Here is a 24,245-nt window from a genome sequence, read left to right as displayed (position 1 = left end):
ACGTGATGCCTTCTGCACTGTCGCGGGCGCTTCGCGCCTCGGTGGCCGTGGTGCTCCCGATTTCGCTCGGGGCATGCTCCTGGTTCACCGACTTCAAGAACCAGCCGCGCATTGAGCCGTGGGAATCGATGTCGCAGAACGAAGCGGATTCGCTGTCTCCGCCGCGTGGCCAGCCGCAGTTCTCGGTGCCGGTACAAGGCACGGTGGTGGCGGCGTGGCAGATCGGCTACCAGCCGCTGCCGCAGGTGATCGATTCGTTTACGCCCATCCCCAATCCGACGCCAACGTCTGAAGCGTCCGTCGCGAATGGCCGGACGAATTATCAGATCAACTGCGCCGTGTGCCACGGACTCGCCGGCGACGGCAATGGTGGACTCAAGAAGGTGAACCCGGCGTACGGCTACAGCCCGAGCCTGCTCACCGAGTCGGCCAAGGGGCGTTCGGACGGCTACATCTACGGCATGCTGCGCAACGGTCGTGGCATCATGCCGAACTACAATCGTATCGAAGAGAAGGACCGCTGGGACGTGATCAACTATGTTCGCGAACTCCAGAAGGGGACCGCTGACACCACGCTTATCGGTTACCCCGGTCAGAACGGCACCACCGTGCCGGGTCCGTCGCAGACGGCCCCCACGCGCCCGGCGCCATTCCTCAAGCCCACGCAGCTGCCCACGCCCGGTTCGCCGAACATCAATTCGGCAACCTATAAGGGCAAGAACGACAACGACACCATGCGCCAGTTGCACCTCGGCGCTCCTGGTGCCGCCAAGGAGAAGCACTAGTGAGCCAGCACTATCACTACCCGACGCGTGAAGAGTTCGCGCGTCGCCTCTCCGCGAAGTCCGTTCCGGCGGGGATCAAGACGGCGGCGCTCATTGCCGCGTTGGTGGGCATAGGCGTCTTCGTCATGGGGTTGTTCACCAATCCCGACCGTGCCTGGCAGGCCGTTCAGTTCAACTGGACGTACTTCGCCGTTATCTCCACCGCCGGTACCGCGTTTGCCGCGGTGCAGCGTATCGTCACGGCGCGCTGGTCGCGCCCCATGATCCGCTTCACCGAAGGCTTCTATGCCTTCGTACCCATCGCGTTCGTCATTCTCATTGCCCTCCTGTTCTTCAGCGGAGACTCCATCTTCACATTCCGCGGCCGCGAAGCCGCGCCGTCGGTGGAGAAGGCAGCGTACCTGAGCAACGGGTGGTTCCTCATCCGTGGGCTGTTCTTCTTTGGTGCCATCACCGTCATCCAGGGCTTGTTCATCTGGAACTCGGTCAAGATGGACGTGGCCGTACTTCCCGAGTACGGCGCCAAGTGGGCGGCTGGCCTGCGCGCCAAGATGCGTGCCGCGTGGACTGGTGACGAGCGTCGTGAACTGCATACGCAGCACTCGGCGCAGGGGAAGCTCGCGGTGGCGGTTGCCATGAGCTTCGTGATTGGGTGGTGCTTCATGGCATGGGATTATTCCATGACGATTTCGCTCCACTTCCAGCAGACGATGTACGCCTGGATCGTGTTCATGACCGGCTGGGTCAACATGGTCATGCTCACGTCGCTCCTCACCATGTGGTGGCGCAATCACCTCGAGGCGAAGGACATCGTCACAATGGACCAGCTGTGGGACCTTGGTAAGCTTGGCTTCGCCTTCACGGCGTTCGTCGGCTACATCAGCTTCTCGCAGTACCTGGTGATCTGGTACGGCAACATGCCGGAAGAAACCCACTTCTATCGCCTGCGTCTGTCTGGGGTGTGGAAGCCGGTGACCCAGCTCATCCCCATCTTCGGTTTCGTGCTCCCGTTCTTCGGGCTCATCTCGAAGGCGGCCAAGATGTACCTTCCCACGTTCGTGCTCTTCGCGGTGTGCAGCCTCATCGGTGTGTATCTGCACCGCTACATCGAGATCTATCCGAGCATCTATGGCGAAGCGACCTCGCTTCCCTTCGGGCTTCAGGAAATCGGCACCACGATCGGCTTCATCGGCCTCTGGGCATTCAGCTACTTCAGCTTCATGGATGCCTTCCCGGTCATGCGTGTGTTCATGATGACCACGCCCTGCAAGGACGAAGTGCAGGTCCCCGTCGACGCCAAGACGATGGAACCGCTTCCGGCGCACGAGTAAGCGCGGTACGGTTGGTAAACAAAAAGGGCGGTCCCCATCGGGACCGCCCTTTTGCTGTGCTGGTGAGCCAAAGTCGTTGCCTTACCAACTCACCTGACCGAGGACACCGCTCTCCGTCACGGGTCCCACCTCGGCGGCGTTGACCAGCATGACCGATGCGCCGGCCTCTTCCCGTCCCTCGGCAATGTCCGCTTCCAGTTCCGACGCCAGCGTGCGGGTGGCAATGGCGTTCGCTTCGTCCAGCGTCGGGGCCTGCACCAGGATCGCCCCCTGCTGTGGAAACTGCCCGCCTTCACGCATGAAGCCCACGAGAAAGCGGGGGGCGGCCGGCGCTGCGGTCTGGACGCTTCTGGGCGCGCTGCGTGGAGGGCGGGGCGGGCGAAGTACCGCGTCACCTTCGAGTACCAGACAGGCGGCGCGAACGGTGTAATCCCGACCGGCCTGGTAGCCGCTGGCCGGATCGGCCTGCACTACCGACACCACATAAGGAAGGCCGTGAGGCGCGTCTGGATGGGCTCGCACGTCAATTCGACGAACCGTGCCGGCCACGGCGGCACCATCAAAGTCGAAACGCACCGCGTCGCCCGGGCGAATATCCTGATTGGGATCGGAGGGCGAGGAAATGCGGAGCATGCTTAAAGTGTCGGCCGATCGGTTGAAAACATGAACGGTGCGCGGGGCGTCGTGGGCCAAGGGAAGAGCGCGCCGGCAAGCCGCGGGAACAATGCTTGCGGATGCGGAGCCTGTTCACGCCGTACTGTGCGGCGGGACCATCCTGATTCACTGGAGAAATGAATGAGACTGCGACCAACCCTCGCCCTGTTGTGTGCCATCGTATTGCTGCCTCTCCGCAGCTCGTCGGCACAGATTCGCCTGAGTGGAGTTGGCACCCTCGCCACGTCGATCGCACCGTTCGAAGCGTTCTCGGCAGGTGCCGTGCAATTCGAGTTTCTGCTGGTGCAGCCACCTTCCGCCACCCCTTTGGATCCAGCAGCGTTTCTTCTGGAAGGGCTCAGTGGTCGCTTTGTGCAGGGGAGTTCGCAGATCACTCTGGTCGGTGATCTGCTCTTCTATACAGAAGGCTTTGATGGCGGGTTTTCCTTCGAATCACCCGTAGGCACGTTCATCCTGGATACATTCGGCGAGCAAATGTTTACCGGAACGATTTTCTCGCCACGGCTGATCGAAGGAGAATTTTCCTTGGAAAATTTCCCCGACTTCCCAGCGACGCTCGCGGTGCAGGGAAACGTCGCACTCACCGCAGTTCCGGAACCGTCATCTCTGCTACTGGTGGTGGCCGGTGGGGTTCTGCTGTTCGGAATGGCCAGGCACCGACGCGTCTGAAGCCGATACCAACGCCCTTGCCTGTCAGGCAGGGGCGTTCGCTTTCTCCGCCGTTGACCACCATTCTTGCTTCACTGGCGCAGGGCAATGCACGATGCCTAATTGAATGTGTCCTGAACCGTGAACCATGTGGAGGGCGGGAATGCTCTGGCTGTTTGTCTCGGCATTGGTGTTTGGAGGAGCGCTTATCGTCGCGGGCCTGCTTGGCCACGATGCGGACACCGATCATTCCTCCCATGTTGTTGGGGACGCCGGACTCTTGGCCGTGTTCTCGCTGCGCAATCTCACGTGGGCCTGTTTTGCCTTTGGGGGGATTGGTTTGCTGGGGGTGCTCACGCATCGAAGCGCTACGGTTTCTTCCGTGAGTGCGTCGATTGCCGGCGTGTTGACGCTTCTCGGGGTGCACGCACTGTTCGTGGTCATTCGCCGTACCGAAGCGGACTCTGTGCCACTCGATGTCCTGGTCATTGGGGCACCCGCCACATTGGTCTTGCCCTTCGATACCAATGGACTGGGTGTCATCAGTTTTCTGGCCAATGGTCAGGTCCAGGAAATGCCCGCCAAGCGGGCCCCCAATGTTGAAGCGTTGGAGAGTATGTATTTCACCACCTGCCGTATCGGATGGATCGAGAACGGTATTGCAGTGGTTGAGCCAACCGCCAACTGATCCGTTGGCCGTGACCATGAATTCTTCTGGAGTCTGAGGATGAACGAATTGCTCGATGGACAGTTTGGGACAGCGCTCTTTTCGCTGGGGGGCGTCGCCTTTGTGGTGGTCATGCTGTTCTTGCTGGTCGCGACCGTCAAGCAACTGCTGATCATCGTCCCGCCCAACATGGTGGCGGTCATTACCGGTCGCCGGCGGGCGCTCACTGATGGAACGTCGGTGGGATATCGGGTGGTGCGCGGTGGGCGCACCATTCGCATTCCTATCCTGGAACAAGCGCAGTGGATGACGCTCAACACCATTCCGCTCACCATCAGTGTGCGGAACGCCATCGCGCGCGGAGGCATTCCCATTGATGTGCAGGCGGTTGCGAACGTCAAAATCGCATCCATGCCGGAAGAGGTGTTCAATAACGCCGTGGAACGCATTCTTGGCAGCGAGAAGCAGGTGGCCGATCTGGCACAGGAAACGCTTGCCGCCAATTTGCGCGGCGTGCTTTCCACGCTCACACCGGAAGAAGCCAACGAAGATCGCGTGAAGTTCGAGACGGAACTGATGAAGGAGGTCACGCGCGATCTGCAGAAGCTTGGCCTGCAGCTCGACATGCTCAAGATCCAGAACATCAGCGATGACGCCGGTTACCTTCGCGCGTACGGTCGTATTCGCACCGCCGAAGTGCTGCGCGATGCGCAGATTGCCGAAGCGCGCACCAAAGCGGAAACGGAGCGCGAACAGGCGCGCGCCACGCAGGAAGCCGATGTGGCCCGTGCCCAGTCGCAAATGATGGTGGCGGCGGCGCAGAACGAACTGCGAGTCAAGCAGGCCGAACTCGATCGACAGGCGCAGATCGCTGAACGAACCGCGCGGGCCGCTGCCGACGAGGCACAGGCACGAGCCGAAAAGGCGGTGGAAGAGGCGCGCGTTGAGGTCACACGTGTCCGTCTGCAAGTGGAACAGGTGGAGCCGGCGCGCGCGCGCGCCGAAGCCGCGCGAGCCGAAGCCGAAGCGGCGGCGGCACCGGTCATTGCGCAAGGTGAAGCACAGGCAAAGGCCTTGCGGGCGGTGCAGGAACAGATGATGGCCGCCGGCGATCGTGGCTTGTCGTTGCTGTATCTGCAGCAGCTCCCCGACATGATCGATCGCCTGGCGAGTGCGGCGAGCGACATCAAGATCGATCGGTTGGTCGTGCTCGACGGTGGAGACGGGCAGGGGGCCGCCAATGCCACGCAGCAGCGACTCGGCGCCATGATGCGCCTGCTCGAAGCCGCCAGTGCGCAATACGGTATAGATCCCGATTCACTCCTGCAGGGATTGAGTGGGCGTATTGCAGGCAAGGCCTCCGCTGACCTCAGCGAATCTGCCTGATGAAAGGGAGCGGCGCCTCTTCGGCGCCGCTCCAATCTGTGGTTCATGCACTGCGCAATTGTTCCAATGTGGCAACGCGCTGGACTACCGGCACCACACTGTCCGGATTGAGCGATATGGAATCGATGCCCGCTCGCACCAGGAACTCCGCAAAGTCGGGGTGATCACTCGGTGCCTGTCCACAGATCCCGACTTTGCAGCCAACGGCGTGGGCATCGGCAATGAGCTGTTCAATCAAACGCAGCACGGCTGGATTGCGCTCGTCAAACAACGTAGCCAACAGGGCGTTGTCCCGATCCACGCCCAGCGTGAGTTGTGTCAGATCGTTGCTGCCAATGCTGAAGCCGTCGAACCGGGTGCCAAACTCACGGGCCAGCACCACGTTACTCGGGATTTCTGCCATCACATACACCTGCAAATCTTCATGGCCACGTACGAGGCCGTGCTGCGCCATCTCGGCCAATACCTTGTCGGCTTCCTCGAGCGTACGACAAAAAGGAATCATCACGATCACATTGCGCAGCCCCATCTGTTCACGCACTCTCCGAATGGCTTGGCATTCCAGACCGAACCCTTCGCGATAGCGATCATCGTAGTAACGAGATGCGCCGCGGAATCCGATCATGGGGTTCTCCTCATGCGGCTCAAAGACCCGTCCACCAAGAAGTCCGGCGTACTCATTGGTCTTGAAATCGCTGAATCTCACGATGACCGGATCGGGCCACTGGGATGCCGCAATCATCGCCACGCCACTGGACAGCCGATCCACGAAGAATTCCGCGGGGGTGTCATGAAGTTCGGTCAACGTCGCAATCGCCGACTGATCCTCGACCGATAGCCGCTCCGGGTGCAAGAGAGCCATGGGGTGCGCTTTGGCCATGTGTTCAATGACGAACTCAATCCGGGCAAGGCCGATGCCGCCAACCGGTAGACGCCACCACCGCATGGCCATGGCGGGATCCGCCACATTCAACATGATGGCCGTTTTCGTTGCGGGCAGCCCGGAATAGTCCAGGTGCTCCTCCCGGAATGGAAGCACGCCTTCGTACACGCGACCAATGTGGCCTTCGGCACAACTCACTGTCACCGTATGGCCACCCAGCACCGACGTGGCATTCCCGGCACCAACGATCGCTGCGATGCCCAGCTCGCGGCTCACAATGGCGGCGTGACTGGTCCGTCCCCCGGTGTCCGTCACGATGGCCGCGGCGCGCTTCATGACCGGAACCCAATCAGGGTCGGTCTGGCGTGCCACCAGGATGCCTCCATCCTCGAAGCGGCCAGCGTCACGCATGCTCTCCAGTACAAAGACCTTGCCGCTCGCGATGCGCTGGCCCACTGCAACACCTGACACCAGTACCGTTCCCGAACCTTCCAGCGAAAACGTGCTGATTGCCGAAACGACTCCTTGCGATTGCACGGTCTCCGGGCGCGCCTGCACGATGTGCAATGTACCGGTGAGACCATCCTTGGCCCATTCGATATCCATCGGGCGCGCATAATGCTGTGCGATTCGCGCACACCATCGGGCCAGTTGCAACACCTCGTCATCGTTCAAACAGGGGCGGGCTCGCTCGCTCATCGACGTCTCGATGTTCAGCGGTTTCTGGTCCACGCCCAGTATCATCCTGATCTGCTTCAGTCCAATGCTGTGATCGAGGATGGGGCGTAAGGTGTCGTCGTTGAGTAGTGGGGTGAAGACGCGCCACTCATCGGGATTCACGGTGCCTTTCACGACATTCTCGCCCAGCCCCCAGGCCCCGGTGATCATGACCAGCGATCGAAACCCCGTTTCCGTATCGAGTGTGAAGGCCACGCCGGCGGCGCCAACATCACTGCGTACCATCTGTTGTATCCCAACAGATAAGGCCACGGTAGCATGCGCCATGCCGTGGTGTTCCCGATAGGCAATCGCTCGATTGGTGTACAACGACGCAAAACATCGCGGGACCGTAGATAGTAATTCGGCCTCGCCCGTGATGTTGAGATACGATTCCTGCTGGCCGGCGAAGCTCGCGTCTGGCAGATCCTCAGCCGTCGCGGAGCTCCGCACCGCCACCGGCGGATTGCGGTGGCCAATGCGCTGGCCGAGGTCGCGGTAATACGTGGTGAGCGTTTCGGTGAGCGCCGGCGGAAGCGTACCCGCAGCAAACGCGGCACGAATGCGTTCTCCCACTTCTGCCAGACGGGTCGTGGCATGGGGAAGCTCCCGCGCCAGCACGGCCTCAATCCCATTGTAGGCCACGAACTGGCGATAGGCGTCCGTGGTCAGGGCAAATCCGTCGGGCACGTTCACACCCAGCGTCTTCAGATGCTGCCGCAATTCACCGAGTGACGCATTCTTCCCGCCAACGCGGGACACGTCATCACGGGTGAACTCATCGAACCAACCAGCCAGTGTATGCTGCGTCATATGGCCATCCATCCGCCGTCAGCGGTGATGACGGCGCCATTAATGAATCGTGCGGCGTCGCTGGCGAGAAACAGTGCCAGCTCGGCGATATCCGTCGATTCCAGCCATGCCGGGACCAGCGTGGCAAACAGCCCGGCGCGCGCTGCCCCAACGGGGTCGAGGCGGTCGGCCGGCATGCTCTCGGCAATGTTCGTCCGGGTCGCACCCGGGCAGATCACGTTGCAGCGCACTCCACGCTGCGCGTACATCCAAGCCGTGCTCTTGGTGAGACCCACCAGCGCATGTTTCGAGCTGGTATAGGCGGCACCGGCCGCCCCTCCGCTCAGCCCCGCAATACTGGCAATGTTGATGATCGAACCCTGACCCTGGTTCAACATCAGCGGCATCACCCGTCGGCTGGTGTACATTGGCCCATCGAGATTCACCCGCAGAACACGTTGCCATACCTCATCGGTGAGCTCGCCGACTCCCGCCATGTAATCCATGATGCCGGCGTTATTCACCAGGATGTCCACGCGGCCATGGGTCGCCTGCGCCAGATCGACCAGGGCCTCCGCGTCGGATCGCTTGCCAATGTCACCGGTGAGCGGAGTGAGAATTGGTGCCAGGCTATTGCAATGTGCCGCCAATTCGGTCAGACGAGCGGAATGGAGATCGCCAGCGACCACCAGGGCCCCCTCGCGAACGAACAGCTCCACCGTGGCCCGGCCAATGCCCGATGCCGCACCGGTTATGACCGCCACCTTGCCCGTGAGCCGCATGACGCCTCCGTGAGATAGGTATGACACAGCATGCGGAACGCGTCACGTTCCGGCTATCGGGGAGTCCCCGGCACAGGGAGGCGTTCACCTCGTCGCGCCCCCTTCACCCCCGTCCCGCTGTCTTATTACATTTGACGTATCGGGGCGTTAGCTCAGCTGGGAGAGCACCTGCTTTGCAAGCAGGGGGTCATCGGTTCGATCCCGATACGCTCCATTCAAAACACGAACGGTTGTGAACGAGGGGCCGCCGCTCACGCGTGGCGGCCCTTCGTGCGTCCCATGCGGTCCATGGCGCAGCGATGCGGCCGAGCCGTACCTTTACGCGTCATGTCCCTCGACGCCGCCGTTGCCCGCCTCTTCGACGACAATGATTCCACCCGCTTCGGGTCCGGGTGGCTGAGCGGAACGCTTTCTGTATTCCTCGGTGCTCTTTCGCTGGGGGCGGTCGCCTGCTTCTACTGGCCGGCCATGCTCACCAGCCCCGACGTACGCGCGCTCCTGCCCATGCCCGCCGTACGGACGCTGCTGCAGGTCGTCATCGGCCTCGGCTTCCTGTTCGGTCTGCTGAGTGCGCTGCTCCGCCGACGTAAGGTGCTTGGCCTCACCGGAATCGCGCTTGCCCTTGCAGCCGGGCTTGCCGGTGGCGGCAACATCCCGGCGGCGGGCGCGGTCCCCAAGGTGCCCGTCTATCTCGGTCTGGATTGGTTCCTGCTCAATATTCTGCTGCTCGCCGTACTGTTCGTACCGCTTGAGCGTATCTGGCCGCTACGCGCGCAATCGGTGTTTCGGCCCGCGTGGACGACGGACGCCATTTATTTTTTCGTCAGCCATCTGCTCGTGCAGCTGTCCACGTTGCTGACGCTCATGCCCGCGCGCGTGTTGTTCACCTGGGCTATTCATCCGGCGCTGCAGACGGCGGTTCGCGCTCAACCGGCGGTGGTGCAGTTTATCGGCTGTGCCCTCGTCGCCGATCTCACGGAGTACACCGTGCATCGCCTCTTTCACAGGGCACGGTGGCTTTGGCGATTCCATGCCGTGCACCATTCGGCGACCAGTATGGACTGGTAGGCTGGGTCACGACTGCACGTGGTGGACGTCGTGCTCACGCGCGGCCTCACCTTTGTGCCACTCTTTGTTCTCGGCTTCGACACCGGACCGTTGTATGCGTATCTGGTGTTCGTGTCGGTACACGCGGTCTTCATTCATTCCAACGTGTCTTGGGCGTTTCCACGATGGGTGGAAGCACTCGTGGTCACCCCGCGCTTTCACCACTGGCACCATGCCATTGAACGGGAAGCCATTGATCGCAACTTCGCGGTGCATTTTCCTTGGATCGATCGACTCTTCGGCACGTACTTCGGGCCACCGGGAGAATGGCCTCGCGGCTACGGCATTGCAGGGCGTCCGGTGCCGGATGGTTACCTAAAGCAATTGGTCTATCCATTCACTGGCGCAAGAAACCACACGAAGTAGGGCGTCTCTGTAGTCACTATCTCGCATGTCGGCAGGGGATTCCCCTATGCCACATCCCGCAAATTGGCACGATGATGCAGCGGTGCCGAACTACGAGACCGGAGATGCCAAATGCGCGACCATACCCCATCACTGCGGGCCGAGAAGATCCTCGCGCGCATCAAAGATGCCTTTATCCTGCTTGACGACGCCTGGCGAATCGTCGAGGTGAATAAGGCGTTGACTGATCTGGCCGGACGCCCCCGGGAGTCCTTGCTTGGCGTGTCCCACTGGGAGGCGTTTCCTGCGTCGCGCACGAACAAGGCATGGAGTGAATACCATGCGGCGCGAGATACTGGGCAGGAGGTGCATTTCACCGAGCACTATATCGGCGAAGGGTACGACTACTATCTCGAAGTCGATGCGTATCCCACTGAAGAGGCGGGGCTGGCCATCTTCTTCCGCGATGTCTCGGCACGAATTCGATCGGAACTGGCGCGCGAGCAAAGCGAGCAGCGTTATGCACTCGCGGCCCGGGTCACAAGCAATGCGATTTGGCAATGGGACCTGGATACCAATGTTCTCGACTGGGGAGAGGGATTCTCAACGGTATTCGGGTACCCATCGTCGAGGGATGCGCACGGCGGCGCCGAATGGGAATCGCTGATTCATCCGGACGACCGGTCGCGGGTGGTACTGCGTCTCGAACACGTCCTGAACGGAAACGATGGGGCAATACAATGGGAAGATTCGTACCGCTTCCGTCGTGCAGATGGTAGCTGGGCCGCGGTCGTGGACCGTGCATACATCACACGGGATGCGTATGGTCGTGCCGTCTCCATGTTTGGGGCCATGGAGGATGTGACCCCGCGTGCACAATTGGAGCTGCAACTCCGACAAGCACAAAAAATGGAGGCCGTTGGGCAGCTGGCGGGGGGAATTGCCCATGATTTCAACAACTTGCTCACCATCATCACCGGAACACTCGAACTGGTGCGTGCTGATCTGTCGCCGCATCATCCATCCGCCGCGGACCTTGCCGAGATTGCAGCAGCATCAGAGCGTGCGCGTACCCTCGTGCGTCAGCTACTGACCTTCAGTCGGAAGCAGGTGGTCCATCCGCAGCCCGTACGCGTAGGGGAGTTGGTGCAGGGCACGCAGAAGTTGCTCCGCCGAGTCATTGGTGAGGAAATTGCGGTGGATCTGCACGTTCAAGACGACGGCGCCATCGTGCATGCGGATCCCGGGCAGCTGTAACAGGTGATCATGAACCTCGTTGTGAATGCGCGCGATGCCTGCTTGACGTCGCGGTATGGCCGACTTGGGACCGGGGGAAGTATCAACATTCACGTCACGGCGGTTCGGCAAGCGTCGTCCATTGAACCATGGGCGACCCTTTCGCCAGGCCAGTATGTGCAACTTGTGGTCAGCGACACCGGACACGGTATGGATCCTGACACACAGGCCCGCGTTTTTGAGCCGTTCTTCACCACCAAGCCTCAGGGGCAGGGTACCGGACTTGGGATGGCGACAGTGTTCGGTATCGTGCAGCAGGCGCAAGGCGCCATACACATCACCAGCGCGCCGGCCGGAGGAACGACCGTGACCATTCGCTTACCGGTTATGGAGAGCGAGCACCAACAGCACACAACCGGTGCGCGCTCGCCCACGGCCTCCTGTGCCGGTGGCACCATTTTGCTGGTGGAAGACGAAGCGGCCGTACGTTCGCTGCTGTTACGTTTACTCGAGCGCAGCGGCTACCGTGTGCTGCAGGCACGACATGGGGCCGATGCACTGCTGCTGTGGCGCAGGCATCGGGAACAGATCCGGGCCGTTGTCAGCGATGTGCGAATGCCGGAAATGGGTGGCCGTGAACTCATGGCACACATTCATGCGGACGTGCCTCGCCTGCCGGTCGTATACGTCTCCGGATACGCCGATCAGTTGGCCGGTTCACTTGGCGACAACGAACTCCTCGTTGAGAAGCCGTTCTCCAGTGACAGGGTATTGTGCGCGCTGGCCGAACTGCTGACTACTGCCGCGCCCTGCTAGTTCTCCTCGGTTGACTCAACCGCGCACTCGCCACTACGCCCCGCGCACGTCAACTCGCCGGGGGCCCCATTCCACATCCGTGCGAGCCTGTCCTTGATTACGCTCGTGCAGCAGCGCCGTCATCGCGGCGTATGGGACGGCTTCGCTGAAGTGGCGACCTTGTTGTGCAAAGCACTGAAGTCGGGCCAGTCGTTGCGATTGCTCGCCGCTCTCCACCCCCTCGGCAACCACATCGAGCCCGAGCCCTCGAGCGAGACGCACCATGCTGGCCACGATCGCCTGATCACGTTGATCCACCAGCAACTGTGACACGAATCGTCGGTCGATCTTGATCCCATCCACTGGTGCTTCTCGCAGGAAGGTGAGCGAGGCATGGCCGACCCCAAAATCGTCGACCACCAGTCGCACGCCGAGCCCCTTGAGCGCGCGGAGGGTCTCCATCGCCATTTCCCCGTCTACCACGGTGCTGTTTTCCGTGAGCTCCAGTGTGAGCGCCTCCGGTGGGCACCCCGTTTCCGCCAGTATCTGGGCCACTCGCCGTTCAAAGCCATGCTCGCGGAGCTGGACCGCGGAAAGATTGACGGCGACGCGCACGTCCGTACCGACTCCGTGGGCGCGCCACCGTACGAGCGCTTCACAGGCGTCGCGAAGGACTTGCTCGCCGATAGGTACAATCAAGCCGGTGTCTTCTGCGAGACCGAGAAAACCGGACGGGAGCAAGATGCCGCGATCGGGATCACGCCACCGGAGTAACGCCTCCGCGCCGATTATCCGGTCGGCAACGACGTCCAGGACCGGCTGGTAGAAAACCTCAAACTCCCCTTGCGTGCTCGCAGCCCGCAGGCGTGCCTCGCGCCGGTGTGACACCGATTCTGTGGTACTGGGCAGCTCAAAGTCCTCCGCCAGGCCGGGCGCCTCGGACGAGGGGGCCACCGCACGGTCGCGACGACGTTGATACTTCTCGCGGTACATGTCGGCGTCGGCAGCGTCCAAAAGTTCCTGGGCAGTGCTTCCGTCCAAGGGGGCCATGGAGCTGCCAATACTGGCCTCAATGAAAAGCTGCTGGCCGTTGCCCAGATCGATGGCTTCCCGTAAAGACTCGAGAATCGTGTCCTTGACGAAGGCCACGTCGCGACGGCTCGTCACATCCGGCAACAGGACGACAAACTCGTCGCCCCCAAGCCGCGCGACGGCGTCGGACCGACGCACGCTCTGCAACAGTCGGCCGGCGACGGCCTTCAGCATGGTGTCGCCCAGCGCATGGCCCCGCGTATCGTTGATGGACTTGAACCCATCGAGATCCACAAAGAGCAGTCCTGTCTTGCGGGCATAGCGCGCGCTGAAGGCGAGCGCACGTTCCAGCTGATCCAGAAACAGCTCACGATTGGCCAGACCGGTCAGCGGATCATGGGTAGCCCGATGGGCGGCCTCTACCCGCGCCGCTTCAAGCGCGGTTATGCGGCGTTGGCGCTCCAGCGCAAAGCCGAGCGGCCGCGCCAGCATTTCCGGGGATGTCTCCCGCTTGTCGAAGCATTCGTGGGCGCCGGCCCGAAGGGCGCGCAGGGCGAGGGTGTCATCGACGAGATTGGTGTACACAATCGTGGCCACCGAAGGGGCTGCGCCACGAATGCCGGCCAGGGTCGCAATGCCAGAGGCGTCGTGGACATCCAACTCGAGAATGACGGCATCGAATCGATCCTCCATCAAGGAACGGATCGCCAGGGCCAAACTCGTCACGTGTGTCAGCGCCAGGTAGCCCCCCAGCCGTGACCGAAGCCCCGCCTCGGAACGCTGGGCGGTGTCTGGATCATTCTCTACCAGCAAGACGCGCAACACGCCCTCCGGGGGCGCTCCCAACGACTCACGATATGGCATGGCGGAGTAGGGGGACTGGAGGAGGTCAGCTGCAAGGTGCGTGATGTCGGCCTCTTTGTCCACACTCTTTTCCGTTTCTATGTTTTGTGACATATCGTGTCAATCGTTCTCTCTATCCCAACGTCGATGACTGCTGCCGCATCCGCCCCGCTGCCGGTTGGTTCACAGGCTCCGGATTTCATAGCCCCTGCGACCTCAGGGGCAGACATCACCTTGTCAGACTTCCGGGGACGCAAGCATGTGCTGCTGGCGTTCTTCCCGGCCGCGTTCACCGAGGTGTGCACCAGCGAAATGTGTGCCTTCAGCGACGACTTTGATGTATTTGTCAGCGCTGATGTGGAAGTCCTTCCGATTTCAGTAGATACGACTGACGTGCTGACGAGCTTTCGTGATCAGCACGCGCTCAAGGTCGACCTGCTGTCTGACAATACCAAAGCCATTGCCTCGCAGTACGGCGTCCTTTGGGCGGATGGCAAAATCGCGAACCGCGCCTACTTCCTCATCGACAAGACCGGGATCATCCGCTGGGCCCACGCCGAGCGGCATCCAGGTCTTCGACGCGAGAATGAGGAAATATTTCGTGAGATCAGGTCTGTGACAGCGTAAAAAACGGGGGCACACTGGTAAGGTGTGCCCCCGCTGTCATACGACCGTCAATGCCGTTCGGATGACTACTCGGCCGATTGGTATTCCGCCGCAGGCGTCACAGTCACCGGGACGCGCCGCGGCTGTGCCGGCGCCACCTTGGCTACCCGCACCGTCAAGACCCCAAAGCGGTACGAGGCTTCTACCGCTTGAAGGTCGGCCTGCTTGGGGAGCGCAAACCGGCGCTGAAATGCGCCGGAAGGAGCCTCCGTCAGAAGCGCCTTTTCGCCAGCCGCAAGGGAACCGAGCACACGTGTGCCACGGAGCGTGAGCACGCCGTCTTCCGCCAGAACTTCCACCTTTTCCGGGGCAACGCCGGGAAGGTCGGCCTCAAATGTGTACCCCTGACCATCCTCGCGCGCCGTCACATGCGGCTGCCACTGGGCCGCCGCACGCCCCGAGATGGTGTCAACGAAGAGGCGATCTATCTCGCGACGAAGACTCGTATTGGGAAATGACGCGGCGATCGGGAACGTGTACGTCATAAAAACTCCTGGGCCACGGCCCACGTGATAAGTTCGTGATCGCGGGTGCCGTTCCGGTAAACGGACGGCGCCGCCACAACATTGCCCGTGCAGCCCATATGCCGCGCCCGTTACGCCATAACGGTCAGATTGCACAGGCTTGCCGTGTCGGCTTGGCAGGTGGTGTGCCAGTGTGGCTGTTTCGCTCTGCGGTCCAATCCCGTAATTGAGGGATTGGTTCGGTCAGCTTGTCCGACCCAGTGCCGACGCCTACCTTCCAAACGAGAGTCGGCGTTCCGCGATGCTGCCTGGCGCCCGCTTACCCGATCCGACCCCTCCGCGCCGTATCCCACCTGATGTCCAATTCCCTGGCGGCGACCTTTTTTGAGTTGGCGGGCCTCATGGCCACCCATGGCGACACCGCCCACGGAATTCCGGCGGTGCTGGAGTCTCTGGCTGGGGCGTTGGGTGCAGACCGTACGGCGCTGGAATTCCCCAATGCCGACTTCGCCCCCGTGGTGTGGCGGTCACCAGCCATGGGGAGCGCGCCCGCCTATGCGCCGCACCTCGTGGCCGTGGAAGCGGGCGGACTCGGTGTGGCCACGTTGGTTGTGCACCGCAACGGCGAACTCTCGCCGGCCGAGGCCGAACTGTTGAATGGCACGGCCCATCTGCTCGCTGTCGCCGTCAACCGCGACGCGTACCTGCACGACTTGGAGCGTGAGCTCACTGAGCGAGTTCGTGAGTTGGCAGATCAACGGGCATTCATCGAATGCATTGTGGATTCGTTGCCCCTGGGGCTGTACGTCATTGATCGCCACTACCGGATTCACGCGTGGAATCACAAGCGGGAGACGGGGCTGCAGGGTGTCGCGCGCGCCGACGCGGTGGGGCGGTCAATCTTTGAGGTGTTGCACAGGCAACCAGCGGCACTGCTCAAGCGCGAATTTGACGAAGTCTTCGCGTCGGGGCGCCTCCAGCAATTTCAAATGGAGAGCAACGCCTTTGGGGAGACCCGCACCTTCCGACTCTCCAAGATCCCCATGCGCATGGGCGGGGGCGCGGTGACCCATGTCATTACTGTCGGTGAAGACATCACCGACTGGAAGGCCGCACTCGATCGCACGGCACAGGCGGAAAAGCTCGCCGCGCTCGGGCAGTTGGCCGCCGGGGTCATGCACGAAATCAACAACCCCCTCGCCACGATCGCGGCCTGTGCCGAGTCCATCACCATGCAAATGGAAATGGGCACGCCCGCGCCGCCCACCGAACTGCTGCGGATTATTGATCTTGAGGTGCAGCGGTGCAAAAAGATCGTCAATGGCCTGTTGGATTTTTCGCGCCCCAAAGCCGCAGGTCGCGAGTACTTCGATCTCAACACGGTCGTCCAGCAAGGTCTGTTTCTGTTGCAGCACCATCCCCGTTTCAAACGCGTGAAGGTGGTCACGGAACTTGAGGAAAAGTCATCGCTGCTGGTGGAAGGAGACGCCGATCAACTGGTGCAAGTGCTCATTGCGCTCGCCATGAACGCCCTCGACGCCACCCCGGAGCAGGGGCGGGTGGTCATCCGAACCCGGTTGGATCAGGTGGATGGCGCGGCTCGTGCCGTCCTCGAGGTAGAGGATGAAGGCCCAGGGATCCCGCGCGCGTTGCAGGCCAAGGTCTTCGAACCCTTTTTTACCACCAAGCCGCCGGGGCAGGGGACCGGGCTTGGGCTCGCCATTTGCTACGGAATCGTGGCCGATCACGGTGGAGCGCTGGAACTGGTGTCATCAGAAGGGCAGGGCGCGAATTTCCGCGTCTCGCTTCCTATGGGGGCGCGCGCGACGGGCTCGCCGGCTGCCCCTTCCGTTTCTCCCGCTGCTGAGCGCGCATGACGTTGCCGTCGGTTTCCTCTACGATTTCTCCCTCTGTCACGCCGGCGTCTTCACGCGCCATCGAAGAGGGATCGCCGATTCGTGTGCTCATCGCGGAAGACGAAACACACCTCGGGACCATTCTCGAACAGTTTATGACGGCGCGCGGGTTCTCGGTTCACATTGTACGCGACGGTCGGGCCGCGCTCGAACAGCTGCGCACCGAGAACTTTGATGTGGCGCTCCTTGATGTGGTCATGCCCGAGCTGGACGGGCTGGAAGTGCTGCGGCTCATTCGTGAAGAACCGTTACCGCCGGAAATCATTGTCATCACCGGTAACGGGACCATTGAGACCGCCATCGCGGCACTCAAGCTTGGCGCGTACGATTTCCTGTCCAAGCCCTATCGCATGGCGGAAATTGAAGCGTTGGTGCGTCGCGCCTGGGAGAAGCGCATGCTGGCGCGGGACAATATGCATATGGCGTCCCGACTGCAGCGCGCCACGCCGCACTCGCAGTTCGTGACGCACTTTGCGCCGCTGACGGCCGTGCTCAGCATGGTGGACAAGATTGCCCCCAGCCCCTCACCCGTCCTCATTGGTGGCGAGTCGGGGACGGGCAAGGACCTCGTGGCGCGTCTGTTGCACGCCAACGGGATGCGCGCCGAGGGGCCGTTCGTCGATCTGAACTGCGCTGCCATTGCCGAGTCGGTTATGGAGATGGAGCTCTTCGGTGTCGAGAAGGGGGCGTTTCCCGGGGCCGATCAGCGCCGGATGGGGCTGTTTGAGTTGGCCGCCGGTGGCACACTCTATCTGGACAACGTCGGTGACCTGGACCTCAAGGTGCAGGGGAAACTGCTGCGGGCGCTGGAATCAGGCAGCTTCTATCGGGTCGGGGGCACGCAGAAAGTGGAAGTAGACGTGCGGGTGGTGGCATCCAGCACGCGAGACCTGTCGCGCATGGTGCAAGCGGGTACGTTCCGCGACGACCTGCTGCATCGTATCAATACCATCCGCATCGCGCTGCCGGCGCTGCGAGAGCGGATCGTGGATATTCCCCTGCTGGCGCAGCACTTTCTGGCCGAGTTTGCCTACGGGCGCTCGTTGCGGCTCACCGACGACGCGCTGAGCGCGCTGGAGAAGTATCGCTGGCCTGGCAACGTGCGGGAGTTGCGGAACGTCATGGAACGGGCGGCGCTGTTGGCGACCAACGGAGTGGTCGAGGCCGCGGACCTGCCGCTGGGCGCAGAGGTGGGGGCCGGGGTGCGTCCGACCCCCGCGCAGGTGCTGTCGCTTGGAGAACTGGAACGGCGTCACATTGCCGATGTGCTGGAGCGCAGTCATTGGCATCAGGGCCGGGCCGCCGAGATGTTGGGCATCTCGCCCAAAACTCTCTATCGCAAGATCCGTGAATACGGATTCAAGCGACCGTCGGGACGAAGCGTATGAAAATTCTGGTGATCGAAGACGATCCCACCGTAGGGGAATTTGTCCGTCGCGGCCTGGAGGAACAGCGGTGGCAGGCGGACTTGTGCAATAACGGGCTGGAAGGTGAACGGCTGGCCACGGCGCAGCCGTATGATCTGATCATTCTCGACATGCGTCTTCCCGGTCGCAACGGTCTCGATGTGCTCCGGTCGCTGCGGGCCAAGGGGTTTGAGCGCCCGGTGCTGGTGCTTACCGCGCAGGATGCGGTGGATGCCAAAGTGGAAACACTGCGGGCCGGGGCCGACGACTATGTCACCAAGCCATTTGCCTTCGAGGAGTTGCTCGCGCGCGCGGAAGCCTTGCTGCGCCGCCCCCGCGCCATGGCCAGCCCGCAGCTGCGGGTTGGCGATCTCGAACTGGATCAGGGGACGCGGGAGGTTCGCCGGTCTGACGAATTCATTGAACTCACGCCCAAGGAATTCGCGGTGCTGGAGTATCTGATGCGCCATGCGGGGCGTGTCATGAGCCGCACGCTCATAACGGAGTATGCCTGGGGATATCATTTTGATCCGGGCACCAACATCGTCGACGTGGTGATTAATCATCTCCGCAAGAAAATCGACGCCAAGTTCGAGAAGAAGCTGATCACCACGGTGCGTGGGGTTGGCTACATGATTCGCGCGTAGGAGCGTCTTCATGGCCATGCGGTCCATCCGCGCGCGGCTGACGGTGGCCTGGACGGCGGCGTCCATCGGGACGCTGTTCATCTTCTCCATCACGTTGCTGGCGGTCCGACGCGAGATCCTGTTTCAGGAACTGGAAGCGCGCGTGCAAAGTGAGGCCGAACACATCGTGAAGGCCATCAACCTGGCACGGACCACCGGTACGGAGCCGATGCTCATCAAGGAAGACCCGTTGGCGGCGCGCTCAGTGGGGCAGCGCATGGGCGCGTTTCTGTCGCTGCTGGACGGCTATGTGTTGGTACAGGACAGCACCGGCTACGACATTTACGCGTCACCACTGGTCCGCGAGCTCTCCACATCCGACCGCGATCTGTTCAGTGAAGCGGCGCGAAAGTCCCGCGCGGGCAATGTCATGCAGCGTGTGGTGCTGTTCAACGATAAGGTGCTGCTGGCGGCGCGTGATGTGCCGCTGAGTGACAATGCCCGGTATCGCGTGTATGCCGCCTTGAGCACCAACGAAATCGGGGCGACCCTGCGCGGCATCGCGTGGACAATGGTCGTGATCTCGCCGTTTCTGGTGGCCGTCTCGGTCATCTTTGCGTATGGGATCGCCGGACGCGTCTTCCGTCCTATTGACCGCATCATCGACCAGGTGGAAGCGATCACCGACGGGCGCTCGCTGCACCGCCGACTGGCCATTGGCGCGGCCGGGGAAGAGTTGGCCCGCCTGTCAGCCACGCTCAATGCGTTCATCGAACGCATTGAAACGTCATTCGGCGCGCTGCGTCGCTTCACGGCCGATGCCAGCCACGAGCTCAAGACACCGTTGGCCGTGATGCGGGCCGACGTGGAGCGCGCCATGCACCCCACGGCCGGTGAAATCGAGCAGGCCATTGCCCTCGAAGAGGCGCTGCAGCAGGTCACCCGCATGGCCGATCTGGTGGATTCGCTCCTCACACTCGCCCGCGCCGACGAAGGACGGTTTGATCTCTATCGGGAACCCATTGAGTTGGCCCCGCTGGCGCGGGAGGTCGTGGAGACCGCCCGACTGCTGGGGGAGGATTCCGGTCTCATCATTGAAGCGCAGCATTTCGAGAATGCGGAAGTGCTGGGTGATGTCACCCGCCTGCGGCAGCTCTTTCTCAATCTCGTGACCAACGCCATCAAGTACACGCCGCGCGGCGGCACGGTGGAGATCACCGTGCATCGAGAGGAGCAGGTCGTGCGGTTTGCGGTGCGCGATACCGGTATTGGCATTGCCGCTGCCGATCTTCCGTATGTGTTCGAGCGGTTCTGGCGGGCCGACCGGGTGCGGTCACGGGCCAGTGAACGGGGCGGCTTCGGGCTCGGCCTGGCCATTTCGCAATGGATCGCACAGGCGCATGGGGGCGCCCTGGACGTCCAGTCCCGGCTGGGGCGGGGGAGTACTTTTACGGTGACCCTGCCGTTGGCCGGCGCCCCAGGGTCGGGAATGACTGGTGAGTATCAGTCTGTTGTCAATAGCTCCGAGGGGGCGATCGACATGAATGGAATGCTAACCCCGGATTAATCCGATCCTAATCTTCTTTCCATTGCCGGATCATGCGGGGGGCGTAGAATCGCACAGTCGCCCTCGGACGCCCTGAGATGCGACATCGTAGCCCGCACCCCGGACAAGCGAGATGTTCAACAACCTGCTTGAGTCACAGGCGAAGAAGCAGAAGCGCTTGGGTGGGTCCTTTGCCTCGATCGTCTTCCATACGGCCATCGTTGCCGCGCTCGTCGTCGTGACGAAGAACGCCGGCATCGTGAACGAAAAGCCGAAAGAAGAGAAGGTCGATTTCGTTGAGGTCAAGAAGGACGAGCCCAAACCGCCCGAGCCGGAAAAGCCGCCCCCACCGCCAGACGCGGTGGCCGCGCCGCCACCACCAAAGGGCTTCCAGGTGCTTTCGGCCCCCGTCGAAATCCCCAACGTCATTCCCGAAATCGACTTGTCCAAGAAGGTCACAGACGAGGCCGACTTCTCGGGTAAGGGTGTTGCCGGTGGTATCGCCAAGGGTGTCGAAGGCGGGAAAGCGCCGGTCCCGCAAGGCGACCAGCCCTATTTCGACTTCCAGGTGGAAAAGCCCGTCGTGATGGCACCAGGCGCGCAAGGTCCGGCGTATCCGGACATGCTTCGGACGGCCGGTATCGAAGGCCAGGTGCTCGCGCAGTTCGTCGTGGATACCACGGGCCGCGCCGAAATGGGCACCTTCAAGGCGCTCAAGTCCGATAACGACCTGTTCACGACCGCCGTAAAGAACGCGTTGCAGCGTATGCGCTTCCTCCCCGCAGAAGTGGGCGGACGCAAGGTGAAGCAGCTCGTCCAGCAGCCGTTCCAGTTCTCGCTCAATCGCTGAGCCCCTACCTAACGTTTTGCGGAGATACGACTCATGAACATGTCGTTGATGGAGCTGTACCACTCGATGGGCTGGTTCGCCAAGGGCATCGTCTTTACGCTGCTCGGCATGTCGGCGTTCTCGTTCACGGTGCTCATTCAGAAGTGGTGGGCCATGCGGAAGGCGCAGGCCGAGACGCGCAAGTTCGCCCCTGAGTTCTCGCAGTTCCTCGAAGAAGACAATCTCAACGAAGCCATCAAGCTCGCCGAAGGCTACAAGAAGTCGCATGTGGCGCGAGTGCTCGGTGGCGCCCTCAGCGAAATCCGTCCGCTCATTCAGGACGGCTCCGTCACGGTGGCTGACATCAACTCGGCCGAGCGTGCGGTTGAGCGCGAAATGCTGATGACGGTCGTTGACCTGAAGCGTGGTCTGGGTATCCTCGCCACCGTCGGCGCCACTGCGCCGTTCGTCGGTCTGCTGGGTACCACGATGGGTATCGTGAACTCGTTCACGGGTATGGCCAGCTCGGGCGCCGGCGGTATCTCCGCCATCGCGGCCGGTGTCGCCGAAGCCCTCATCACGACGGCCATCGGTATCGGCGTCGCCATTCCTGCGGTGTGGTCGTTCAACTTCTTCCAGACGAAGATCGACAACCTCATCGCCGAAATGACGTACACGTCGAAGGAAATGATCGACTACCTCATCAAGGGTGTCTCGGGTGAGTTCGGCCGGTCGCGCTTCACGCGCGAGTTCAACACGGCTGGCCAGTCGTCGATCTCGCAGTAAGCGATCCCTTCACGACGATTCGCGGGTGAGCGCTCCATCGGGAGCGTTCTCCGGCGGCGTAATCACGGAGTAACGCCATGGGCATGAGTCTCGGCGGCGGCGGCGGCGTAAAGGCCGAACCGAACGTCACCCCCATGATCGACGTGATGCTGGTACTGCTCATCATCTTCATGATCACGATCCCGCAGATCAACGCGGGCTTCAAGGCGGTGCCGCCTGAGGGGCAAAACCTCAAGCCGCACCCGGAAGAAGATGGTGACCAGGTACTCGGTATCGACGATCAGGGTCGCTATTACCTGAACAAGAAGCCGATCCGGAACGAGGATCTCGAAACGGCCGTCCGTGACATCTACGGACAGGAGCGCGAGGACTACATCATGTACGTGAAGGCCCACAAGGACCTTCAGTATCTGAAAGTCGTCGACGCGCTGGGTGTGCTCTCCAAGGGTGGGGTCCGCGTCGCGGCACTCATCACGGAACAGCTCAACGGTACCGAATCGCTCGTCGAGTCGGATCGCATCAAGCCAGGGGGGAGCCAGTAATGGGTATGTCAACCGGCGGCGGTGGCAGCAGTCTCAATAATGAGATCAACGTCACCCCCATGATCGACGTGCTCCTCGTGCTGCTCATCATCTTCATGATGATCATCCCGATGAGCCGCAAGGCCATCGACACGCAGCTCCCCGATCCGAATCCGCAGCCGCAAACCACACAGGTCAATCCTGACCAGATCGTGCTTGAAATCCTCCCGGAAGACAAGTACGCGGTCAATAAGGAGCCGGTGGAGCGGGCCGACCTGTTCAATCGCCTCAAGGCGATCTATGACCCCCGTCCTGAGAAGATCATCTTCATCAAGGGCGACACGATGGCGATCTATGCCAACGTGATCTGGGCCATGGACCAGGCGCGCGGTGCCGGCGTCAAGGTTATCGGCGTCGCACCCAAGTAAGCGGCGGGCGCCCGTAGGGCACCCATCCACGGTCTTCGGTGTTCTATACGGCGGGCGAACCCAATAGGGCTCGCCCGCCGTATTACGTTTCATCATCCTCCAATCCCCGGGCATGGCCGCTCTTCCCCCAGACGACACCGTACCGTTGCCGCCGCCAGACGCCCCCCAGCGTCCCCGGTACCGGCCACCAATCGGTATCCCCGTCGCGAAGCAGAAACGAACCGCCAGCCTGATGCTGGCCATCTTTCTGCACGTGGCCATCATCGCCCTCCTGATCGTTCCGTTCACGTCGCCGGAACTCATGAGGGAGGTGCTGGGAGCGGGCGGATTGGGGCCCGCAGGCGGCGGAGGTGGGGGCAATCAGGGAACTGGGGGCCAAATGAAGCAGGAACGCCTCCAGTATGTCCGAGTGGCTCCGGCACCGACTCCTGTCACCACGCCGCAGATCAACCCGCCGGTGATCAAGCCGCCGGTGGTTCCGCCTCCGCCGGTTCCTCCACCGCCAACACCTCAGCCCACACCCCAGCCCACGCCGACAACGGCCACCCAATCGGCCGACGTGAAGAGCGCCACCTCCGGAAGTGGTGGCGGCGCTGGCTCAGATGGGAGTGGCGGCAGCGGGCCAGGGTCAGGCGGCGGCGTAGGCTCCGGGGTAGGCACCGGGAAGGGCACTTCCGTAGGGGCTGGCACGGGCGGTGGGCCTGGTACCGTCTACCCGCCGGCACCCACCGAACTGTTTCTCCCCCCTCTGCCCGTGCCCAACAAGGCCAAGGGCACCATCGTGGTCGTCTTCGACGTCGATTCAACGGGCAAGGTCCTCGACCTGCAGTTCAACCCCACGAAAGACGGGTCCTACAATCGCAAATTGCGTGATGCGCTGATTGCCATCCGATTCCGCCCCGCTGTCAATGCGCAGGGCGTCCCCGTGCGTGCGCGGACCGAGATCACCTACTCGCTGTGATCGGTGCGGGGCACTAGCTTGCCCCCGATAGCGTGCTCGCAGTCATACTCCCTCCGGGACTGCGGCCTCCCC

The 24,245-nt window shown here is 62.0% G+C and carries 22 protein-coding genes, 1 tRNA gene and 1 pseudogene; 19 read left to right on the top strand and 5 right to left on the bottom strand.

Annotated features, from left to right (window positions below):
- Positions 1–5: 5 nt before the first annotated feature.
- Together GEMMAAP_RS10665 and GEMMAAP_RS10660 are read left to right on the top strand one after the other, a co-directional pair.
- Positions 6–785 carry a c-type cytochrome gene (locus tag GEMMAAP_RS10665; RefSeq protein ID WP_053334163.1) on the top strand — a complete coding sequence of 260 codons (780 nt, stop codon included), beginning with the start codon at positions 6–8 and terminating at the stop codon, positions 783–785.
- On the top strand, positions 785–2,116 hold the full coding sequence (locus GEMMAAP_RS10660) for a hypothetical protein (RefSeq protein WP_026849781.1): 1,332 nt from the start codon (positions 785–787) through the stop codon (positions 2,114–2,116). The genes GEMMAAP_RS10665 and GEMMAAP_RS10660 overlap by 1 nt, the downstream gene beginning before the upstream one ends.
- Positions 2,117–2,197: 81 nt before the next feature.
- On the opposite strand, the gene GEMMAAP_RS10655 is transcribed toward GEMMAAP_RS10660, so the two are convergent.
- The gene (locus GEMMAAP_RS10655; RefSeq protein ID WP_026849782.1) at positions 2,198–2,749 is read right to left on the bottom strand and encodes a hypothetical protein; all 552 of its coding nucleotides are present in this window, start codon (positions 2,747–2,749) and stop codon (positions 2,198–2,200) included.
- A 324-nt stretch (positions 2,750–3,073) separates the two neighbouring features.
- Here GEMMAAP_RS10655 and GEMMAAP_RS10650 point away from each other — a divergent pair, with 324 nt between their 5' ends.
- From GEMMAAP_RS10650 to GEMMAAP_RS10640, 3 genes are all read left to right on the top strand, one after another.
- Complete coding sequence (locus tag GEMMAAP_RS10650) at positions 3,074–3,460, top strand: PEP-CTERM sorting domain-containing protein (protein WP_158514815.1); 387 nt, start codon at positions 3,074–3,076, stop codon at positions 3,458–3,460.
- A gap of 142 nt (positions 3,461–3,602) precedes the next feature.
- The gene (locus GEMMAAP_RS10645; protein WP_026849784.1) at positions 3,603–4,127 is read left to right on the top strand and encodes a hypothetical protein; all 525 of its coding nucleotides are present in this window, start codon (positions 3,603–3,605) and stop codon (positions 4,125–4,127) included.
- A 39-nt stretch (positions 4,128–4,166) separates the two neighbouring features.
- Positions 4,167–5,492 carry a flotillin family protein gene (locus GEMMAAP_RS10640; protein ID WP_053334164.1) on the top strand — a complete coding sequence of 442 codons (1,326 nt, stop codon included), beginning with the start codon at positions 4,167–4,169 and terminating at the stop codon, positions 5,490–5,492.
- A 43-nt stretch (positions 5,493–5,535) separates the two neighbouring features.
- On the opposite strand, the gene ppsA is transcribed toward GEMMAAP_RS10640, so the two are convergent.
- Together ppsA and GEMMAAP_RS10630 are read right to left on the bottom strand one after the other, a co-directional pair.
- Positions 5,536–7,905 (bottom strand): phosphoenolpyruvate synthase, encoded by a 2,370-nt coding sequence (gene ppsA / locus GEMMAAP_RS10635; RefSeq protein ID WP_202969113.1) that lies wholly within the window; start codon positions 7,903–7,905, stop codon positions 5,536–5,538.
- Positions 7,902–8,666, bottom strand: a complete 765-nt coding sequence (locus tag GEMMAAP_RS10630; RefSeq protein WP_026849786.1) for an SDR family NAD(P)-dependent oxidoreductase — start codon at positions 8,664–8,666, stop codon at positions 7,902–7,904. The genes ppsA and GEMMAAP_RS10630 overlap by 4 nt, the downstream gene beginning before the upstream one ends.
- 141 nt (positions 8,667–8,807) lie before the next feature.
- Here GEMMAAP_RS10630 and GEMMAAP_RS10625 point away from each other — a divergent pair.
- The 4 genes and pseudogenes from GEMMAAP_RS10625 to GEMMAAP_RS10610 all read left to right on the top strand — a co-directional run bounded on the left by GEMMAAP_RS10625 (position 8,808) and on the right by GEMMAAP_RS10610 (position 12,170).
- A tRNA-Ala gene (locus tag GEMMAAP_RS10625) sits at positions 8,808–8,880 on the top strand.
- A 65-nt stretch (positions 8,881–8,945) separates the two neighbouring features.
- Positions 8,946–10,139: pseudogene (locus GEMMAAP_RS21105) on the top strand (sterol desaturase family protein).
- 111 nt (positions 10,140–10,250) lie between these two features.
- Positions 10,251–11,375, top strand: a complete 1,125-nt coding sequence (locus GEMMAAP_RS10615; RefSeq protein ID WP_026849787.1) for a hybrid sensor histidine kinase/response regulator — start codon at positions 10,251–10,253, stop codon at positions 11,373–11,375.
- A gap of 9 nt (positions 11,376–11,384) precedes the next feature.
- Positions 11,385–12,170 (top strand): ATP-binding protein, encoded by a 786-nt coding sequence (locus tag GEMMAAP_RS10610; protein WP_075071488.1) that lies wholly within the window; start codon positions 11,385–11,387, stop codon positions 12,168–12,170.
- A gap of 33 nt (positions 12,171–12,203) precedes the next feature.
- Here the strand turns inward: GEMMAAP_RS10610 and GEMMAAP_RS10605 are convergent, their stop codons facing one another.
- Positions 12,204–14,138, bottom strand: a complete 1,935-nt coding sequence (locus tag GEMMAAP_RS10605; RefSeq protein ID WP_053334168.1) for a putative bifunctional diguanylate cyclase/phosphodiesterase — start codon at positions 14,136–14,138, stop codon at positions 12,204–12,206.
- A gap of 3 nt (positions 14,139–14,141) precedes the next feature.
- Here GEMMAAP_RS10605 and GEMMAAP_RS10600 point away from each other — a divergent pair, with 3 nt between their 5' ends.
- Positions 14,142–14,651, top strand: a complete 510-nt coding sequence (locus tag GEMMAAP_RS10600) for a redoxin domain-containing protein (protein WP_158514814.1) — start codon at positions 14,142–14,144, stop codon at positions 14,649–14,651.
- A gap of 65 nt (positions 14,652–14,716) precedes the next feature.
- On the opposite strand, the gene GEMMAAP_RS10595 is transcribed toward GEMMAAP_RS10600, so the two are convergent.
- Positions 14,717–15,175 (bottom strand): Hsp20/alpha crystallin family protein, encoded by a 459-nt coding sequence (locus GEMMAAP_RS10595; protein WP_053334170.1) that lies wholly within the window; start codon positions 15,173–15,175, stop codon positions 14,717–14,719.
- Between the two features lie 335 nt (positions 15,176–15,510).
- Between GEMMAAP_RS10595 and GEMMAAP_RS10590 the strand changes: the two genes are divergently transcribed.
- The 9 genes from GEMMAAP_RS10590 to GEMMAAP_RS10550 all read left to right on the top strand — a co-directional run bounded on the left by GEMMAAP_RS10590 (position 15,511) and on the right by GEMMAAP_RS10550 (position 24,173).
- A complete protein-coding gene (locus GEMMAAP_RS10590) occupies positions 15,511–17,031 on the top strand; it encodes a sensor histidine kinase (RefSeq protein WP_053334171.1) in 1,521 nt (506 codons plus the stop codon).
- Positions 17,028–18,458: a sigma-54-dependent transcriptional regulator gene (locus GEMMAAP_RS10585; RefSeq protein ID WP_053334172.1), complete on the top strand. Its 1,431-nt coding sequence runs from the start codon at positions 17,028–17,030 to the stop codon at positions 18,456–18,458. Before GEMMAAP_RS10590 ends, GEMMAAP_RS10585 begins: the two co-directional genes overlap by 4 nt.
- Positions 18,455–19,123 (top strand): response regulator, encoded by a 669-nt coding sequence (locus GEMMAAP_RS10580; RefSeq protein ID WP_026849791.1) that lies wholly within the window; start codon positions 18,455–18,457, stop codon positions 19,121–19,123. The genes GEMMAAP_RS10585 and GEMMAAP_RS10580 overlap by 4 nt, the downstream gene beginning before the upstream one ends.
- Positions 19,124–19,133: 10 nt before the next feature.
- Positions 19,134–20,669: a sensor histidine kinase gene (locus tag GEMMAAP_RS10575; protein WP_053334173.1), complete on the top strand. Its 1,536-nt coding sequence runs from the start codon at positions 19,134–19,136 to the stop codon at positions 20,667–20,669.
- A 112-nt stretch (positions 20,670–20,781) separates the two neighbouring features.
- Complete coding sequence (locus GEMMAAP_RS10570) at positions 20,782–21,498, top strand: TonB family protein (protein ID WP_026849792.1); 717 nt, start codon at positions 20,782–20,784, stop codon at positions 21,496–21,498.
- A gap of 33 nt (positions 21,499–21,531) precedes the next feature.
- Positions 21,532–22,263, top strand: coding sequence for a MotA/TolQ/ExbB proton channel family protein (locus GEMMAAP_RS10565; protein ID WP_053334174.1), 732 nt, complete (start codon positions 21,532–21,534; stop codon positions 22,261–22,263).
- Between the two features lie 77 nt (positions 22,264–22,340).
- On the top strand, positions 22,341–22,805 hold the full coding sequence (locus tag GEMMAAP_RS10560) for an ExbD/TolR family protein (protein WP_026849793.1): 465 nt from the start codon (positions 22,341–22,343) through the stop codon (positions 22,803–22,805).
- 5 nt (positions 22,806–22,810) lie between these two features.
- Complete coding sequence (locus GEMMAAP_RS10555; protein WP_158514813.1) at positions 22,811–23,212, top strand: ExbD/TolR family protein; 402 nt, start codon at positions 22,811–22,813, stop codon at positions 23,210–23,212.
- A 112-nt stretch (positions 23,213–23,324) separates the two neighbouring features.
- The gene (locus tag GEMMAAP_RS10550) at positions 23,325–24,173 is read left to right on the top strand and encodes a hypothetical protein (protein ID WP_145979094.1); all 849 of its coding nucleotides are present in this window, start codon (positions 23,325–23,327) and stop codon (positions 24,171–24,173) included.
- The last annotated feature ends 72 nt before the right edge of the window (positions 24,174–24,245 follow it).

This window comes from Gemmatimonas phototrophica (genome assembly GCF_000695095.2).
Classification (GTDB): Bacteria; Gemmatimonadota; Gemmatimonadetes; order Gemmatimonadales; family Gemmatimonadaceae; genus Gemmatimonas; species Gemmatimonas phototrophica.
The sequence above is the reverse complement of the archived record's forward strand: the minus strand, read 5'-3'. Positions and strand labels throughout refer to the sequence as shown.

Coding starts and splice junctions, on each gene's coding strand:
- GEMMAAP_RS10665 (WP_053334163.1), top strand. CDS start 6: ATGCCTTCTGCACTGTCGCGGGCGCTTCGCGCCTCGGTGGCCGTGGTG.
- GEMMAAP_RS10655 (WP_026849782.1), bottom strand. CDS start 2,749: ATGCTCCGCATTTCCTCGCCCTCCGATCCCAATCAGGATATTCGCCCG.
- GEMMAAP_RS10645 (WP_026849784.1), top strand. CDS start 3,603: ATGCTCTGGCTGTTTGTCTCGGCATTGGTGTTTGGAGGAGCGCTTATC.
- GEMMAAP_RS10640 (WP_053334164.1), top strand. CDS start 4,167: ATGAACGAATTGCTCGATGGACAGTTTGGGACAGCGCTCTTTTCGCTG.
- ppsA (WP_202969113.1), bottom strand. CDS start 7,905: ATGACGCAGCATACACTGGCTGGTTGGTTCGATGAGTTCACCCGTGAT.
- GEMMAAP_RS10630 (WP_026849786.1), bottom strand. CDS start 8,666: ATGCGGCTCACGGGCAAGGTGGCGGTCATAACCGGTGCGGCATCGGGC.
- GEMMAAP_RS10615 (WP_026849787.1), top strand. CDS start 10,251: ATGCGCGACCATACCCCATCACTGCGGGCCGAGAAGATCCTCGCGCGC.
- GEMMAAP_RS10610 (WP_075071488.1), top strand. CDS start 11,385: ATGAACCTCGTTGTGAATGCGCGCGATGCCTGCTTGACGTCGCGGTAT.
- GEMMAAP_RS10605 (WP_053334168.1), bottom strand. CDS start 14,138: ATGTCACAAAACATAGAAACGGAAAAGAGTGTGGACAAAGAGGCCGAC.
- GEMMAAP_RS10595 (WP_053334170.1), bottom strand. CDS start 15,175: ATGACGTACACGTTCCCGATCGCCGCGTCATTTCCCAATACGAGTCTT.
- GEMMAAP_RS10590 (WP_053334171.1), top strand. CDS start 15,511: ATGTCCAATTCCCTGGCGGCGACCTTTTTTGAGTTGGCGGGCCTCATG.
- GEMMAAP_RS10585 (WP_053334172.1), top strand. CDS start 17,028: ATGACGTTGCCGTCGGTTTCCTCTACGATTTCTCCCTCTGTCACGCCG.
- GEMMAAP_RS10580 (WP_026849791.1), top strand. CDS start 18,455: ATGAAAATTCTGGTGATCGAAGACGATCCCACCGTAGGGGAATTTGTC.
- GEMMAAP_RS10575 (WP_053334173.1), top strand. CDS start 19,134: ATGGCCATGCGGTCCATCCGCGCGCGGCTGACGGTGGCCTGGACGGCG.
- GEMMAAP_RS10570 (WP_026849792.1), top strand. CDS start 20,782: ATGTTCAACAACCTGCTTGAGTCACAGGCGAAGAAGCAGAAGCGCTTG.
- GEMMAAP_RS10565 (WP_053334174.1), top strand. CDS start 21,532: ATGAACATGTCGTTGATGGAGCTGTACCACTCGATGGGCTGGTTCGCC.
- GEMMAAP_RS10560 (WP_026849793.1), top strand. CDS start 22,341: ATGGGCATGAGTCTCGGCGGCGGCGGCGGCGTAAAGGCCGAACCGAAC.
- GEMMAAP_RS10555 (WP_158514813.1), top strand. CDS start 22,811: ATGTCAACCGGCGGCGGTGGCAGCAGTCTCAATAATGAGATCAACGTC.
- GEMMAAP_RS10550 (WP_145979094.1), top strand. CDS start 23,325: ATGGCCGCTCTTCCCCCAGACGACACCGTACCGTTGCCGCCGCCAGAC.